The organism is Legionella saoudiensis (assembly GCF_001465875.1).
Taxonomy (GTDB): domain Bacteria; phylum Pseudomonadota; class Gammaproteobacteria; order Legionellales; family Legionellaceae; genus Legionella; species Legionella saoudiensis.
In genome coordinates, this window is the sequence record NZ_LN901323.1 from 68,514 (window position 1) to 85,056 (window position 16,543).

Consider the following 16,543-nt stretch of genomic DNA (forward strand, 5'->3'; position numbering starts at 1 on the left):
AGCGCACCAAACCCAGCGCATTTAAGAGAGCAAATGAACGTGTCACAAGAATTAGCAAATGCCATCCGCATTTTAAGTATAGACGCAGTTGAGCAAGCCCAGTCAGGCCATCCTGGAATGCCTTTAGGTATGGCTGATATTGCCACGGTATTATGGAAAAAGTTTTTAAGATATAATCCTAAAAACCCGCATTGGTTTAACCGTGACCGTTTTGTCTTATCTAATGGCCATGGCTCGATGTTGCTTTATTCCTTGTTGCATTTAACAGGCTATAATCTATCTATCGAAGAGCTTAAAAACTTTCGTCAATTAGACTCTAAAACCCCGGGTCACCCAGAATGGGGACATACTCCAGGGGTAGAAACCACAACCGGCCCGCTGGGACAAGGTTTAGCTAATGCAGTAGGTATGGCAATCGCGGAAAAAGCGCTAGCCAGTCATTACAATCAAGACGAATATGACCTGGTTGACCATTATACCTATGTTTTCTTAGGTGATGGTTGTTTAATGGAAGGGATTTCCCATGAATCCTGTTCCTTAGCGGGGACTCTAGGACTAGGCAAACTTATTGCGTTTTATGACAACAATGGCATTTCCATCGACGGTAAAGTTGACTCCTGGTTTACCGATGATACCGCAGCGCGCTTTAAAGCCTATAATTGGCAAGTGATTGAAGCCATTGATGGCCATGATATGGCAGCCATTGAACATGCAATTATTCAAGCACGCGCTAATACCACCCAGCCAACTCTGATTATCTGTAACACCGTCATTGGCCTTGGCTCCTCTGTTGCCGGAAGTGAAAAATCACATGGCGCTCCTTTAGGCGCTAAAGATATCGAAAAAACCCGTGAATTCTTTCATTGGCACCATGCCCCCTTCGTTATTCCAGAAACCATCTACCAGCAATGGAACCATGTGGAACAAGGCGAGCGTGATGAACAAGAATGGTTAAGCCTATTACATGACTACCAGCAAAAACACCCGCTGGAGCATCAAGAGTTTTTACGCCGCATTAATGGGGATCTCCCCGATGATTGGCAAAGTCATAGTCAGGCATTTTTAACGCAATGTCTGCAAAATGAAAAAGCGATTGCAACGCGTAAGGCATCACAACAGTGCATTGAGCACTTTGCACGTTTATTACCCGAAATGTTAGGCGGCTCTGCTGATTTAACCGGCTCCAACAATACCGATTGGTCAGGAAGTAAAGCCATCAGCCATGAAGATTTTTCTGGCAATTATTTGTACTATGGCGTACGTGAATTTGCTATGGCTGCCATCATGAATGGCATAGCAGTTCACGGCGGATTTATTCCTTACGCAGGCACCTTCTTAGTTTTTGCTGATTACGCCCGTAATGCCGTACGCTTAAGTGCCCTAATGAAGCAGCGTGTAATTTATGTATTTACGCATGATTCTATTGGTCTTGGCGAAGATGGCCCCACCCATCAGCCTGTGGAACATACAGCAATGCTGCGTATGACTCCGGATATGACGGTTTGGCGCCCTGCTGATTTGATGGAAACAGCGGTAGCATGGCAAGCCGCTTTGGAACATCATAATGGCCCAAGTTCATTACTGCTTTCCAGACAAAACTTACCGGCATTACCGCACCAGGAAAATGCTGTCGAATTAATTAAAAAAGGCGGCTACATCATTGTTGATTGTGAGGGGCGTCCTGATGTTATTTTAATTGCAACCGGTTCAGAGGTGCAGTTAGCGCTTGCCGCGGCAGAACAAGTAAAATCACAAGGATTAAAAATCCGAGTGGTTTCCATGCCTTGTGCGGAGCGTTTCTTAGCGCAGGATGTTGGTTATAAAAACCAGGTATTGCCAAAAGATGTGGAAACACGTATTGCAATTGAAGCGGCGAGCCCCGCCTATTGGTATCAATTTGTCGGGTTAAATGGTGCTGTCATTGGCCTAGATCGTTTCGGTGTTTCTGCTCCAGCAGCACAAGCTTATCATTACCTGGGGATTACCGTAGAACGAATCGTTAAAACATTAGAAACATTAACTGCAAACTCAAACTAATTATAATGTAAACCGCTGCGCTTAAAGGGCAGCAAAGGAGAAGTAGTATGACTATACGTGTCGCGATTAATGGCTATGGCCGCATTGGTCGTTGTATTTTAAGAGCTATTTTTGAGTACAATCGACAAAATGATTTTGAAGTTGTTGCGATCAATGATTTATCAGGGATTGAAGTAACCTCCCATTTAACTCGTTATGATACAACCCATGGTCGTTTTCCTTATGATGTAAAAACCGAAAGTAATCTGCTGATTGTTGATGGCCATGCGATCAAGATTATTGCTGAGCGCGATCCGGCAGCATTGCCCTGGCGCGAGTTAAATATCGATTTAGTTTTTGAATGTACTGGCTTTTTCACTGATCGCGAATCAGCAATGAAGCACATCACTGCCGGGGCTAAAAAAGTGTTAATTTCTGCCCCAGGGAAAGATGTTGATGCCACTATAGTGTATGGCGTTAATGACCACCTGCTTAAAGCAAGCGACCTAGTGGTTTCGAATGCATCCTGCACCACAAACTGCCTAGCTCCAGTAGTTAAGCCCCTAAATGATGCTTTAGGTATTGAGCATGGATTATTAAATACCGTGCATGCTTACACCAATGACCAAGTACTTTTAGATGGTAGTCATAAAGACTTGCACCGGGCTCGTGCTGCGGCGCATAATATCATTCCGACAAAAACAGGTGCTGCGGCAGCTGTGGGATTAGTTTTACCCGAATTAGCAGGCAAACTGGATGGCTTTGCAATGCGTGTGCCAGTTATTAACGTATCAGTAATTGACTTAACATTCACTGCCAATCGGGAAACATCTGTTGATGAAGTAAATGCTATTGTGAGTAAAGCACAGAGTGATGTGTTGAAAATCAATGATGAGCCTTTGGTTTCTTCTGATTTCAATCATAATCCTGCCTCAGCTATTTTTGATACCACGCAAACTAAAGTATTTGGCAAGTTGGTAAAAATAGTGGCTTGGTATGATAACGAATGGGGTTTTTCCAATCGTATGTTAGATACTGCACATAAGATGATGAACTGCTAAACCCCTTGCGGAGATAATAATGAATCTGATCCAAATGAGCGATATAGAACTTTCTGGTAAGAAAGTACTAATTCGTGAAGATTTGAATGTGCCAATCAAAGAAGGGATAATTACCAGCGATCAACGTCTGCAAGCAGCTTTGCCTACATTGAAAGCTGCTTTGGCGGCTGGCGCTGCAGTAATGGTCTTATCGCATCTTGGTCGACCAGAAGAAGGCAAATTTGAGAAACGCTTTTCTTTAGCGCCTGTTGCTGAATACTTAAAGCAAAACTTAAATTACCCTGTTCATTTTGTGACTGATTACCTCAATGGCGTAGATGCTCATCCTGGTGAATTAGTGATTTGTGAAAATGTCCGCTTTAACCCCGGCGAAAAAAGCAATGATGAACAACTGGCTAAAAAATTAGCCAGCCTGTGTGATGTATTCATCATGGATGCCTTTGGTACGGCACATCGAGCTCAGGCATCTACTTATGGAGTAGCTCAATTTGCACCCATTGCGGTAGCAGGACCCTTATTAGTTAAAGAGCTCCATGCTCTGGAAAAAGTGCTTGAAGCTCCGCAAAAGCCGATTGTGGCTATTGTTGGTGGTGCCAAAGTATCTTCTAAATTGACCCTATTGCGGCAATTAGTAGGCATGGTTGATTACCTAATCCCAGGAGGTGGTATTGCCAATACTTTCCTTAAAGCTCAAGGCTTTGAAATTGGCGTATCGCTTTATGAAGAAGATTTACTGGATGAAGCTCGTGCGATTCTTAAGTTAGCGGAAGAAAAAGGTTGCCGAATTCCCTTACCTACCGATGTTGTAGTAGGCAAAACCTTCAGTGAAACCTGCCCAGCCTACAACAAATCACTGCATAACGTTGCCGCTGACGATATGATCCTCGACATTGGACCTGTAACCGTTAGTGACTATGTGGACATAATCAATGAAGCCAAAACCATCATTTGGAATGGACCGGTTGGTGTTTTTGAATTTGCCCAATTTGCTTATGGCACACGTGCCTTAGCAATTGCCATTGCCGAAAGCGATGCATTTTCAATTGCCGGAGGTGGTGATACCTTAGCTGCGATTGACTTGTACGATCTCAATCAACAAATCTCTTATATTTCCACAGGGGGTGGGGCATTTCTGGAGTGTCTGGAAGGCAAAACACTACCCGCCGTTGCTATTTTGCAGGAGCGCGCTCAACATGTTACGTCAGACTAAAATCGTTGCCACTTTAGGGCCAGCAAGTAAGGACCCTGTAACACTTCGTGCCATGTTAACTGCTGGGGTTGATGTGGTACGTATCAATTTCTCTCATGCCGATGCTTCGGCAATTGAGTTAATTGCCTTAGTGCGTCAAATTGCTGAGGAGTTGCAACATCCGCTGGCGGTGATGGCCGACTTACAGGGACCGAAAATACGCATAGGTCGTTTTAAAAATCAATCCATTACTCTTCATGAAGGGCAAGATTTTACTTTGGACTGCCAGGATACCGAGGAATTAGGGGATGAAAGCTGGGTTTCCGTAGCTTATCCTAATTTAGATAAAGAACTGGCCCCAGATGATTTTTTACTGATTAACGATGGTCTAATTGAATTACAAGTAAAGCAAATTTATGGCTCAAAAATCCACTGTAAAGTTATTGAGGGTGGCGTTTTAACTAATCTGAAAGGCTTAAATAGAAAAGGAGGCGGGTTAGCTGCTCGTACCTTAACCGAAAAAGATATAAAAGATCTGCGTACTGCATTAGCAGCGCAAGTAGATTACATTAGCCTGTCCTTTGTAAAAGATGCACAAGACATCCGCAATGCTCGAGCTTTAATGCGGGAGTTTGGCGGGCTTCCCACTCCTATTATTGCCAAAATTGAGCGTAGCGAAGCTTTAGCGCATTTAACTGAAATTATTCAGGAATCCGATGCCATCATGGTTGCGCGTGGTGATTTGGGAGTTGAAGTAGGTGCTGCAGAGGTACCGGCGATTCAAAAGCATATTATTGGTCAAGCACGCCGTTTGGATAAAGTAGTGATTACGGCGACGCAAATGATGGAATCTATGATTAGTAATCCTCAACCTACTCGTGCTGAAGTTTCTGATGTGGCCAACGCCATTTTAGATGGGACCGATGCGGTAATGCTCTCAGCAGAAACAGCCAGCGGCCAGTTTCCCGTAAAAGTATTAGCGATGGTTAATAAAATTTGCTTAAGTGCGGAGAAGCATGCGAGTTTTTATTATGACAGTACTTCTGAGACCTGCCATTATCAACGCGCAGACCAAGCAATTGCTATGGCCACCATGCACGCAGCAAATCATTTTCCAATTAAAGCGATTGTCACCCTTACTGAGTCTGGAGACACCGCCGTTTGGATTTCCAGACAGCAAAGTACTGTGCCCATTATTGCGGTTTCAGCAAATAAACGCACTATAGGCCGTCTGAGTTTGGTGCAGAATGTAGTGCCCGTCTTTATGGACTATCATCGATTTACTACAGACAATTTAAACCAGCAAGTGATTAACGAATTGCTTGCGGCTCAGTATCTTGAAAGAAAGGGCTTTATTTTACTAACGCGTGGTACGGCTATTGGTACTCCAGGAGGTACTAATAGTATGGAAATTATTAAAATATCACCCTAAAGTCTCGTTTAGTAACCTGGTTGCGACAACCAGGTTACCCCTGGATTATTACGCGGCACGAACACGAGCTGCGTTTTTACGCCAAGCGATTTGTAGCATAACCAAGAGTATTCCTATAAACATTCCCGAAACCGAGGACACTATAAGCATTAGTCTCTTTTGTGGCGCAATGGGATCGACTGGTGCCGCTAAAACACCGTCTTCATGAAAGACTGCAACCTTATCCACATCAATCTTAAACGATTGGTAATAGGCGAGTTTTGCTTGCAGATCACGAAGGTTTGGCGTAAACGCATCATCGGAAGCGCGCTTGGATAAATTTTTTATTTCCGCTTGCATTCGTTCCAAAGGAGCTTCATGGGCGTCATTCATTATTGCTTCGTCATCCCAAAAGGTACGTGCGCTCGCCAATTGCACTGTGCGTACTTTCTCTTTTAATTGTGCGATACGATCCTGGCGTTTGGCACGTGCCGTTTTGCGTGCAATGTCTATTTGATGGCGTAAATTATTTACCAATACTTGATTTTGTTGCTGCATATCGTGCAATAAAGCATTTAGAGATTGCGATTTGACTACGCTAATAAATTGCGTGAGCCATATTGCTACCTGCTTAGCATCTGCACCACGAATTGCAACTGTATACTTTATAAACTGGTCATTCGTTTGCTTTGGATTAGGGACGATCGCGAATGCGTAAGAAAAAGTTTTATAAAGCTGGGTAAGGGAGCGCCCGTCTTTTATGCTTGCCGGTAATGCCGGGAGGTAATAATGCTCAAAGAAATAATGTTTTGCTTTCTCCGAGAGTAAGACGTCATTAAACACATTATTAACGTCTTTGACAGTTAGTGGTTTTAATGGCGAATTGTCCCAGGAACGTCCTTGATTAAGCTCAGCAATATCCCCTTCACTTGCCGAAGTAAGCCTAATTTTAGCTTCATAAACTGGGGTACTAAAATAAATAGCAGCGCAACCTAAGACTAATCCCAATAAGGTACATAAACTTATCAATACTTTATTTTGGTAAAAAATACCTAACATATCCATCATACTGATATCATGGTTAACACCACCAATACCTTCTGTTTGCATCGTAAACTACTCCAATTATGGATTAACTTAAAAGATATAGGCTGGATACTAAATAGTAATATCTTCTTTGTCAAAGAATAGGGTTTAGAGGTTGTTGACAGAAAATAAAAATTACGTATTATCATCCCCTAGTGCAGGCAGTATGTAATCGACTTTTCGCAAGCCAGGATCGAAGTGAGCTTTAAAAAAAATCTTATTGCTAATTATGCCAGTCAGATTTATATGACATTGGCAGGCATCCTCATCTTACCTTTGTATCTTAAATACATGGGGGCAGAGGCTTATGGGTTAGTAGGTTTTTTTACCGCCTTACAAAGCTGGTTTAATGTACTTGATTTGGGCTTAAGTCCTAGCATTTCCCGTGAAACTGCAAGAATGCGCGCTGGCGCAATAAGCGCCCAAAATTACCGTGAACTATTACGAGTCCTGCAATTACTGTTTTTCATTATTATGCTCGTTGGTACTGGAGTGCTGTTTTTACTGGCACCATACATTTCTCACTCCTGGTTACAAGCTCAAACCATTCCGGCTCACGAAATCCAAGTAGCCTTACAATTAATGGCGGCCAGTATCGGTTTACGCTGGATGTGTGGTTTATATCGCGCAACGGTAATCGGCGCGGAGCGCTTTGTTTGGCTAAGTTATTATACTTGGGTCTTTACTACATTACGGTACTTAGGCGTCTTACTGGTTTTAATCTATATTGGAACAACACCTTTTTTATTTTTTCTTTACCAAATCATTATTTCTGCTTTTGAGCTAGCCTTTCTTGCCAGCAAAGCCATTCGTGAATTTCCTGTCCTTTCTCAGGAGCAAAAACTGTCCTGGAAACTGATAGATTTGGTGACATGTATTAAACCTATCCTCCCCTTTGCATTGAGCATTGCAGTCACCTCCTCTATTTGGATAGTCATCACCCAAACCGATAAATTGATTCTCTCCAGATTATTATCGCTTACAGAGTATGGTTATTTTACCTTAGGAGTGCTCGCTGCTAGTGGCGTTATGCTCTTTAGTGCCCCATTTAGCATGGTACTACAACCGCGTTTGGCTAAGTTGAAGGCTGAGGGGAAGGATAAGGAGTTGCTTACTTTATATCGGCAGGCAACTCAATTTGTGGCGTCAATTACCATTCCCGCCAGTATTGTTTTGGCATTTTTTCCCGAGCAGGTGCTTTGGTTGTGGACGAATAATCTTAGTGTCGCTAATGCAACAGCGCCAGTCTTGCGCTTGTATGCCCTGGGCAATGCGGCATTGGCATTTACAACGTTCCCTTATTATTTACAATATGCTAATGGCACCATGCGTTTGCATTTAATTGGTAATACTTGCTTTGCTCTACTACTTATTCCATCCATTATCGCCGCAACATTGCATTTTGGAATGATTGGTGCAGCCAAGGTTTGGTTTTTAGCGAATATTAGTTTCTTTCTTATTTGGACCGCCTTTGTGCATCGCCGCTTTATAAAAAATACACATCTGCGTTGGTTGTGTGCTGATTTACTACCCATTGTATTGCTCTCATTGCTAACCGTGGCTTCATTAAACGGTTTGATTGCGACGCCAGATAATAAGTTAACCTGGATTGTGAAAATTGGCATAATTTCTGTGAGTTGTGTAGCGTTAAATTTATTGTTGGTTAAATTTCCTTTGGTGGCTGGAGTGTTGCGGAAGTTTTTTGATTCGAAGATTCGCGTTAAGAAACATTCCTCTTCGACTTTATCTTAAAGTTGGGATGTCTCGTTGGTTGGTGACTCCCTCTGCTTTCGTGATTGTAAGCCGACTTTTACAGCCAGCCTACTTGAATACTTAAGCATTGGATAGACAGCGTGATGAGTTACTGCGCTTCCCACCAGGCTTGAAACATTAGAATATTCCATAGCAATGCGGAAAAATTTCCTTTTCCGTGTAGGTGTTGTTGCCACATTAAACGTATGGCCGCAGAATTGAAAATCCCTTCTTTTTGTAAGCGTTGCTCGTTGAGAAGAACCTCAGCCCAATCTCGTAAAGGACCACGTAACCATTCCGACAGCGGAATGGAAAAACCCATTTTTGGGCGTTCAATTAAGGAGCGAGGAACATAACGGTCTAATAATTGGCGTAATGGCCATTTACTTTGCCCCTCACGCAATTTCATTGACAACGGCAGAGTCCAGGCAAATTCAATTAAACGATGATCTAAAAAAGGTACGCGTGTTTCTAAAGATACCCCCATTGCGGCCCTATCTACTTTGACTAAAATATCATCCGGTAAATAAGAAACAAAATCCATTGCCATCATCCGATTCACATCATCCAACTGGGACAAGTCGGCATGATGCTGATCCATAAACACATTAGGCTCAACACCTTCCGTAACTAGTAATGAGTAAGGCTTGTCATGATGAGAAACCAAGCGACGATAAGCTTCATTCACGGTAGCGCTGGCTAGGACATATGCACCTTTATGCACTTTACTACCTACCTGTGAATAATGCTTTAATATGGGCAAAATGGAAGAAACCCGATCCCAGGTACGTGGTGATATCTGGCGCATAACGGTTGCAGCTCCCCTGCGTACAGGTAGAGGCACCTTATTGATCTTATTCCACAACTTGGAAGTCATTGTATAACGATTGTAACCACAGAATAATTCATCACCCGCATCACCACTTAAGGCTACGGTCACTTGCTGTTTCGCTAACTCCGAAACGAGAAAGGTAGGTATTTGTGATGAATCGGAAAAAGGTTCATCGTATAAAGTCGATAATTTGGGGATTACTGCTAAAGCATCTTCAATAGTAACGTAAAGCTCTGTATGCTGGGTTCCTAAATGGTCTGCAACCGCTTTCGCATACTTCGCTTCATTATAGTTTGTCTCATGAAAGCCAATAGAAAAAGTGCGTACTGGTCGCATCGATTGCGCCTGCATTAATGCCACTACCGTTGATGAATCAATCCCTCCAGAAAGAAATGCCCCCAGTGGCACATCCGCAATCATTTGTTGAGCAATAGCATCTTTTGCCAGACGCTCTAATTCATCAATTGCCTCCTGTGCATCACCTGTGAACGGAGAAGAAAAACCCGTCAATGCAGTCTGAGTTGCAGACCAATAATTTTTCACTACCGGTTGTGGATTGTTTAAAGAGAGCTGTAAAAAAGATCCGGGCGCTAATTTATGAATATTTTTATAAATTGAATGGGGAGCAGGGATATAGTTATGTCGTAAAAATAGAGCTAAAGCATCGGGATTAAGCTCCTTTTTAAAATCAGGATGTACCTTAAGCGCCTTTAACTCCGAGCCAAAAAGAAAGGCATCATTCTGCCATCCGTAGTAGAGCGGTTTTTCCCCAGCCCGATCTCGGGCTAAGGTTAATATCTGTGATTGCTTATCCCATAGGGCAAAAGCAAACATCCCTATGCTGCGCTCAATAGTTTTTTCAATACCCCAAGCCTCAAAACCTGCCAGCAAAGTTTCAGTATCCGAGTGGCCACGCCAATTGTGCAAAGCCAATTCTTCTCTAAGGGTTAAATGGTTATAAATTTCACCATTAAAAACAATCATAAAACGACCACTGGAGGAAACCATCGGCTGATGTCCTGCTGGAGATAAATCGACAATAGCAAGACGTGTATGAGCTAATCCTATGCCTGCTTGTGCATCAAACCAGGTTCCATGATCATCAGGGCCTCGATGTGCAATAGACTGACACATTGCAGACAATAATTGCTCTGCACCAGATGCCCAGTCCGTTCGAGATAAAATTCCTGAAAATCCACACATTAATGAGATAACTCCGCAATATCCCGATATAAAGCATAAAAACGCTCACGGGCTCTGTCTATAGAAAACTGATCGCGTACACGAATAGCTGCCTTTTCACCTAAAAACCGACGCTGCTCTGCAGGCATACATATGACCTTAGTTAATCCAGCCGCCAGTGCCATCGGATCATCTGCGGCGACAATCACCGCAGCATCACCGGCTAACACTTTGGCATCGCCTACGTGAGTAGCAACACAAGGCAATCCCATAGACATGGCCTCTCCTAAGCCATTGGGAAAACCTTCGGTACGTGAGGGCATGCAAAATACATCCATGGCGGCTAAACATTCGGGAATATCATGACGCTCACCCAGTAAAAGAAACGAGGAGGTTAAACCAAAAGAATCCAGTTGTTTTAGCAATTCCTGATTATCGTAATCGCAACCTCGGCCAATTAACAAAAAATGAACCTTTCGATTATGCACTCGCTCTAAAAAAGCAACCGCATTAATAAACACATCCTGCCCTTTATCCAAATGTAATCGGCCCACACAGCCAACAATAAAATCATCCGCCCCTAAACCTAGTTCATGCCGTACTTTGGTTGCATCAATCTGTTGCGCATCAAAACGTGCAAAATCAAAACCATTGTGGATAACCAGCATTTTTTTAGCACTATAACCATAAGATATATGGGCGTTTTTAGCCGCTTCGGCAACACAAATTATTTTTTTAGGTATTGTATAAGAGAGCAGCGCACAAAAGCGCATCAGCACATAAGTCATCCGGCTATTTTGGGGTACAAATGTATTACGAATTCCCCAAATCACATTACGACAACCTGCCATACGAGCAGCTAAACCACCAAAAAAATCAGCATGATACATCCAGGTTTGAATTATTGATGATTTATGAGCTTTTAATAATTTAATCAATGCCCAAAAATTAGCAGGAATCGCCGATAAGCGACTAAAATTTAACGCATGCACCGTAAAACCTTGGGCTTGCAACGTCTTACCAATGGTACCCAAACCGCTAAGTGAAATAACGAATACATTATCTATAGAATGAGGATCAGACAGTAAAAGACGTTTGAGCATCTGTTCTGCCCCACCGACCTCTAAGCCAGTGATAATATGGATGATCTTATTTGGAGTAGTCATTTATATATCCTATATATACCCTATTCGCATTTAACTAGCCAACGCATAAGAATGCGGACGTAGTTGTTTGGGGTTATATCGAACACGCTCGTAGCTAAGAAAAATTAAATACACTACGATAAAAGGGAGCTTATAACGAACGATGGTACCCACATTGCTAACGATTACACCATACATACACATGCCAGAAAGGAAAAAGCACAACCACATCAGTGTCTGTTTGGGAAGCTCTTGATAAGAACGCCAAGTAAACACCGTCAATATCCCAACTACAGCAATATTTTCCAATGATTGTATTAATTGCAGCTTAGAATTTGTTGCCCAAGGCAAAGGATAAAATAAGGCTCTAAACAGGCCTAATACTATCTGCCAGAGGCAATCGCCTAAACTAACAATAGCATGATAATCAGCCAGTTTACCGCCATCTTCTAAATACATGCGTATGCGGTAATATTCAATCTTATCAACAATAAAAGGAAATGCTAGATAAAATAATGTGCCAAAGATGGCAAACAATATTAAAAATTGTTTTCGCGTATAATGCAGGTTGCTGTACTTATCAAAAAGATAGGCACCAGAAAAGAGTACCACTAATAATGCGTTTTGCATTTTTATCTGCACCAGCAAAATAAGGCAGATTACCGTAAATAAGTACCATCCTCGCATCAAAGTCCATAAGGCCATGAGCATCATCGTGCAAATCAACATATCACGCAGCCCTAACGAACTGTATAAAATCAGACTGGGGTAAAATAATAAAAACCATAAAACCCAACCACGTAACCTTAATGCGGCTGAGGCCCAAATGAATACTGAAATCATTAAAAATTTATTAAAAAAGCCTAGGCTATTTACTGTTTCAACAAAGGGCAACGGAAAAAGAGCATACATATAAGCAGCTTCTGTAACCCGCGAATTATAAAAATTAGAATTGTAATTAAAATCTCTTATAGAGCTTAGCATGCGCCAATAAGTGAACTGATCGGGCATATAGTGCGGATCAAATAACACGCCATTTAAGCAATAGGGAGCAAAACTGATAAGGGCCAAACAAATTGCATGCGAACCCTTAATTTTACCTAATAAGTACGCAGCAAAAATAATCATCAAGCATACTAATAAATTGGGTAAATCCCAGATCATGAAGTGCATCCTCGGGTTGATAAATAAAGTTCTTGGTAGATATTAAGATGGGCATCGACGATACGCTCTATAGCAAACTCGCGCTCGGCCAATACTCGCCCAGCATTGCCTAATTGCTGGCGATAATCATGATCCTCAATTAATTGTTTCATTGTTACTGCCAAAGCATCAACATCACGAACCGGCACTAGTAAACCAGTTTGATTTGGCTCAATTGCATCCCGGCAACCGGGAACATCGGTGGTAATTACGGCACGTCCACAGGCAGCTGCTTCAACTAATACTTTAGGCAGCCCTTCTCGATAAGAGGGTAATACGACCAGATTCGCTTGCTCTATTATTTGGGCAATATCATCACGAAACCCAAGGAGCTCAACATCCCCCTCTCTACGCCATTGTGCTAATTGTTCTTTATCAATACACTCAGGATTACCCTCGTCTACATCTCCAACTAACAAAAACTGTGCCCTAGTGCCCTCGGCTTTAAGCGCCTTCGCTGCTGCCATATACTCCAATACACCCTTATCTTTTAATAAGCGTGAAATCATGGCAACCACAACTTTATCCCTACGCTCAGGAGAGGATCTATAAATATTTAGATCCACACCCGAGCCCCGAATTAATACGGTTTGTTCGGCTGTGCAAGTCGCATTTTGCAAAAAGACTTGGCGGTCATCCGGATTTTGAAATATTACTTTCAAATAGGCATGATCTAAGGCTAGTTTGTATAATTGTCGCACCCCCTGACGCAAAAATTTAGCCTTAGCTTGCTGCGAGGTGAATAAATAGCCTAAACCGGAAACAGCCGCCACCACCGCCGGAACTTTTAGCAAGCGAGCAACTAAACCACCATATAAAATTGGCTTAATGGTAACTAGGTGTACCAAATCAGGTTTTACTTCACGCATCAACCGATAAAAAGCAAATAAGCTTTTTAATTCCACAAAGGGGTTTCTGCCACTGCGAGATAAAGGGATCGCATGATACGTCAATCCCATTTCTTTAATTTGAGCACTCGCCTGAGCTTCGGGAGTAGCGACATGTACCTCAAATCCATTTGCCTTAGCCGCAATTGCCAAAGGTAAACGATGAGAGATAAAAAATGCTGCGTCATTAACTATGAACAACAATCGTCGCTCGCTCATCTTGCTCCTATAAACGTAAATCGCTGCGGTCAGCAGGGAATAAATATTTCAAGTCATACAGCACATGTTGCGCTTTACCAAAAGAACGAATGGCAGTGATTCCCATATCTTTAAACTGCTGATGGGCAACGGCTATGACAATTCCATCATATGCTTGTTGCTCTGGTTGTTCAAGCAGGCTTAAACCATATTCATGAGTCACATCTTCCGCAGCAGCCCAAGGATCGCACACATCAACCGCAACATTATATTCTTTAAGCTCATTGATAATATCAATAACGCGTGTGTTACGGATATCGGGGCAATTTTCTTTAAAAGTTAAGCCCATGACTAACACTCTGGCGCCTTGAACATGGATACGCTCTTTAACCATGGATTTAATCAGTTGCGAAACAACATAAGCCCCCATGCTGTCATTTAAGCGGCGTCCGGCCAGAATGATTTCAGGATGATAGCCAATAGCCTGAGCCTTATGCGTTAAATAATAAGGATCGACCCCAATGCAATGTCCTCCCACTAAGCCTGGACGAAAGGGCAAAAAGTTCCATTTTGTTTCCGCAGCTTTAAGTACTGCTTCGGTATCAATACCTAACTTATTAAAAATAATTGCTAGCTCATTAATTAAGGCAATATTTAAATCTCGCTGGGTATTTTCAATAACTTTTGCTGCCTCCGCAATTTTAATACTGTCTACCTTATGGGTTCCTGCTACAATAATTTGCTTATAGAGCCCATCCACTATCTCAGCAACTTCCGGTGTAGAACCAGAGGTCACCTTCATAATTTTAGTGACCCGATGCAGTTTATCTCCAGGATTTACACGCTCGGGGCTATAACCTGCAAAAAAATCGCGGTTAAATTTCAAACCCGACATCCGCTCAAGAACTGGTACGCAGACTTCTTCAACAGCACCGGGATAAACCGTAGATTCATAAACAACGATCGCTCCTGGTTGTATTATTGCGCCTACCAACTCACTGGCTTTAATTAAGGGAGTAAAATCTGGGCGCTTATGCTCATCTATAGGGGTGGGCACCGTAATAATATAGGTATCACAAAAAGCGATTTCCTGAATATTAGCCGTTAAATATAAATGACGTGCTTCAAGTAATTCCGCACGGCTCACCTCTAAAGTGCTATCATGCCCTTGTTTTAGCTCATTTATGCGATTTTCATTAATATCGAAGCCCATAACTGAGCGTACTTTGCCAAATTCAACTGCTAATGGCAAACCTACATAGCCTAAACCGATTAGTGCAAGTTTTCGTTCATCCACCGATGTTAACATCAAAATTTCATCCATTCTTTTTAAGGGTTGCCCCTAATTCATCATACTTCTATGTTGACTTGTTGTTTTATATTTTGACTCTTAGATACTGCATAATAATCAAGATACCACGCGACAAAATGCTTTACACCCACTTCAACTGGAGTTCCTGGCCTATATCCCACATCCTGCATTAACGCATCGACATCGGCATAAGTATCAGGCACATCGCCAGGTTGCATAGGTAATAAATTCATTTTTGCCTTTTTACCTAAACACTCTTCCAAAACTTCAATGTAGCGAAGCAAAGGTACTGGGCTACTGTTGCCAATATTGTAAACTCGCCAAGGGGCAGCACTGGATCCAGGATCAGGAGATTCCCCGGACCACTCAGTATTTGCTTGGGCTACTCGATCATGGACGCGGATTATACCCTCAACAATATCATTTATATAGGTAAAATCACGGCGATGATTACCAAAATTAAAGACATCAATAGGTTCATCGTTAAGAATCTTGCGTGTAAAATTAAAAATTGCCATATCTGGCCGCCCCCAAGGTCCATAAACGGTAAAAAAGCGTAGCCCCGTTGTTGGTAGTTGGTAGAGATGGCTGTAGGTATGCGCCATTAATTCATTAGCTTTTTTAGTTGCTGCATACAAACTTAATGGATGATCCACATTATCATGGACCGAAAACGGTAATGTTTTGTTCGCGCCATAAACTGAGCTTGAAGAGGCATAAGACAAGTGTTCAATATGATGATGTCGGCAACCTTCTAAAATATTTACAAAACTCACCAGATTACTGTCAACATAAGCATGAGGATTTTCTAGCGAGTACCGTACACCAGCTTGCGCTCCTAAGTGAATAACACGTTGGAATTCATGCTCTGCAAATAACTGCGCAATAAGCTCTCTGTCAGCAAGTTCCATGCGAATAAATTTAAACTGCGAATAATCAGCTAGTTTTTGTAAGCGTGCCTTTTTAAGGTTTACGTCATAATAATCATTTAGATTATCAATCCCAATAACCTCATCTCCACGCTGGCATAACTTTTGTACTACATGAAACCCAATAAACCCTGCGGCACCAGTCACCAAAACTTTCATTCAACCATCCTTAACGTACTCGTACTCTCTAGCCTTGTGAGCAAAAGAATGCGCAAAACAGTGTAGCCACATTAAAAATGTGATTATCATAGCATAAGGAGCTCAAGTATTTCATACAGTTCGAGCGTGTAGATAGGTGTTTTATTTACTTTTTTTTCCGGTGGCCTGATTGCCTGCAAAA

12 protein-coding genes are annotated in these 16,543 nt (G+C 42.2%); 5 read left to right on the forward strand and 7 right to left on the reverse strand.

Annotated features, from left to right (window positions below; translation table 11 throughout):
• The first annotated feature begins 33 nt into the window (after nucleotides 1–33).
• From tkt to pyk, 4 genes are read left to right on the forward strand one after another with little or no spacing between them, the layout of a single operon-like run.
• Complete coding sequence (tkt, locus tag BN3124_RS06770; RefSeq protein ID WP_058534041.1) at nucleotides 34–2,037, forward strand: transketolase; 2,004 nt, start codon at nucleotides 34–36, stop codon at nucleotides 2,035–2,037.
• A 47-nt stretch (nucleotides 2,038–2,084) separates the two neighbouring features.
• Nucleotides 2,085–3,077, forward strand: coding sequence for a type I glyceraldehyde-3-phosphate dehydrogenase (gap, locus tag BN3124_RS06775; RefSeq protein ID WP_058534042.1), 993 nt, complete (start codon nucleotides 2,085–2,087; stop codon nucleotides 3,075–3,077).
• A 19-nt stretch (nucleotides 3,078–3,096) separates the two neighbouring features.
• The gene (locus BN3124_RS06780) at nucleotides 3,097–4,287 is read left to right on the forward strand and encodes a phosphoglycerate kinase (protein WP_058534043.1); all 1,191 of its coding nucleotides are present in this window, start codon (nucleotides 3,097–3,099) and stop codon (nucleotides 4,285–4,287) included.
• Nucleotides 4,271–5,698 (forward strand): pyruvate kinase, encoded by a 1,428-nt coding sequence (pyk, locus tag BN3124_RS06785; protein ID WP_058534044.1) that lies wholly within the window; start codon nucleotides 4,271–4,273, stop codon nucleotides 5,696–5,698. Before BN3124_RS06780 ends, pyk begins: the two co-directional genes overlap by 17 nt.
• Nucleotides 5,699–5,746: 48 nt before the next feature.
• Here pyk and BN3124_RS06790 read toward each other — a convergent pair whose 3' ends face one another.
• On the reverse strand, nucleotides 5,747–6,787 hold the full coding sequence (locus BN3124_RS06790; protein ID WP_058534045.1) for a Wzz/FepE/Etk N-terminal domain-containing protein: 1,041 nt from the start codon (nucleotides 6,785–6,787) through the stop codon (nucleotides 5,747–5,749).
• A 174-nt stretch (nucleotides 6,788–6,961) separates the two neighbouring features.
• Here BN3124_RS06790 and BN3124_RS06795 point away from each other — a divergent pair, with 174 nt between their 5' ends.
• Nucleotides 6,962–8,515, forward strand: a complete 1,554-nt coding sequence (locus tag BN3124_RS06795) for an oligosaccharide flippase family protein (RefSeq protein WP_058534046.1) — start codon at nucleotides 6,962–6,964, stop codon at nucleotides 8,513–8,515.
• Between the two features lie 109 nt (nucleotides 8,516–8,624).
• On the opposite strand, the gene asnB is transcribed toward BN3124_RS06795, so the two are convergent.
• From asnB to BN3124_RS06825, 6 genes are read right to left on the reverse strand one after another with little or no spacing between them, the layout of a single operon-like run.
• On the reverse strand, nucleotides 8,625–10,550 hold the full coding sequence (asnB, locus tag BN3124_RS06800) for an asparagine synthase (glutamine-hydrolyzing) (protein ID WP_058534047.1): 1,926 nt from the start codon (nucleotides 10,548–10,550) through the stop codon (nucleotides 8,625–8,627).
• A complete protein-coding gene (locus BN3124_RS06805; protein WP_058534048.1) occupies nucleotides 10,550–11,695 on the reverse strand; it encodes a glycosyltransferase family 4 protein in 1,146 nt (381 codons plus the stop codon). The genes asnB and BN3124_RS06805 overlap by 1 nt, the downstream gene beginning before the upstream one ends.
• 30 nt (nucleotides 11,696–11,725) lie before the next feature.
• Complete coding sequence (locus tag BN3124_RS06810) at nucleotides 11,726–12,838, reverse strand: hypothetical protein (RefSeq protein ID WP_058534049.1); 1,113 nt, start codon at nucleotides 12,836–12,838, stop codon at nucleotides 11,726–11,728.
• Entirely contained in the window at nucleotides 12,835–13,983 is a 1,149-nt protein-coding gene (locus tag BN3124_RS06815) for a glycosyltransferase family 4 protein (RefSeq protein ID WP_058534050.1), read from the reverse strand. The genes BN3124_RS06810 and BN3124_RS06815 overlap by 4 nt, the downstream gene beginning before the upstream one ends.
• A 7-nt stretch (nucleotides 13,984–13,990) precedes the next feature.
• Nucleotides 13,991–15,271, reverse strand: a complete 1,281-nt coding sequence (gene tviB / locus BN3124_RS06820; RefSeq protein WP_058534051.1) for a Vi polysaccharide biosynthesis UDP-N-acetylglucosamine C-6 dehydrogenase TviB — start codon at nucleotides 15,269–15,271, stop codon at nucleotides 13,991–13,993.
• 41 nt (nucleotides 15,272–15,312) lie between these two features.
• Nucleotides 15,313–16,362, reverse strand: a complete 1,050-nt coding sequence (locus BN3124_RS06825; RefSeq protein ID WP_058534052.1) for an NAD-dependent epimerase — start codon at nucleotides 16,360–16,362, stop codon at nucleotides 15,313–15,315.
• Nucleotides 16,363–16,543: the final 181 nt, after the last annotated feature.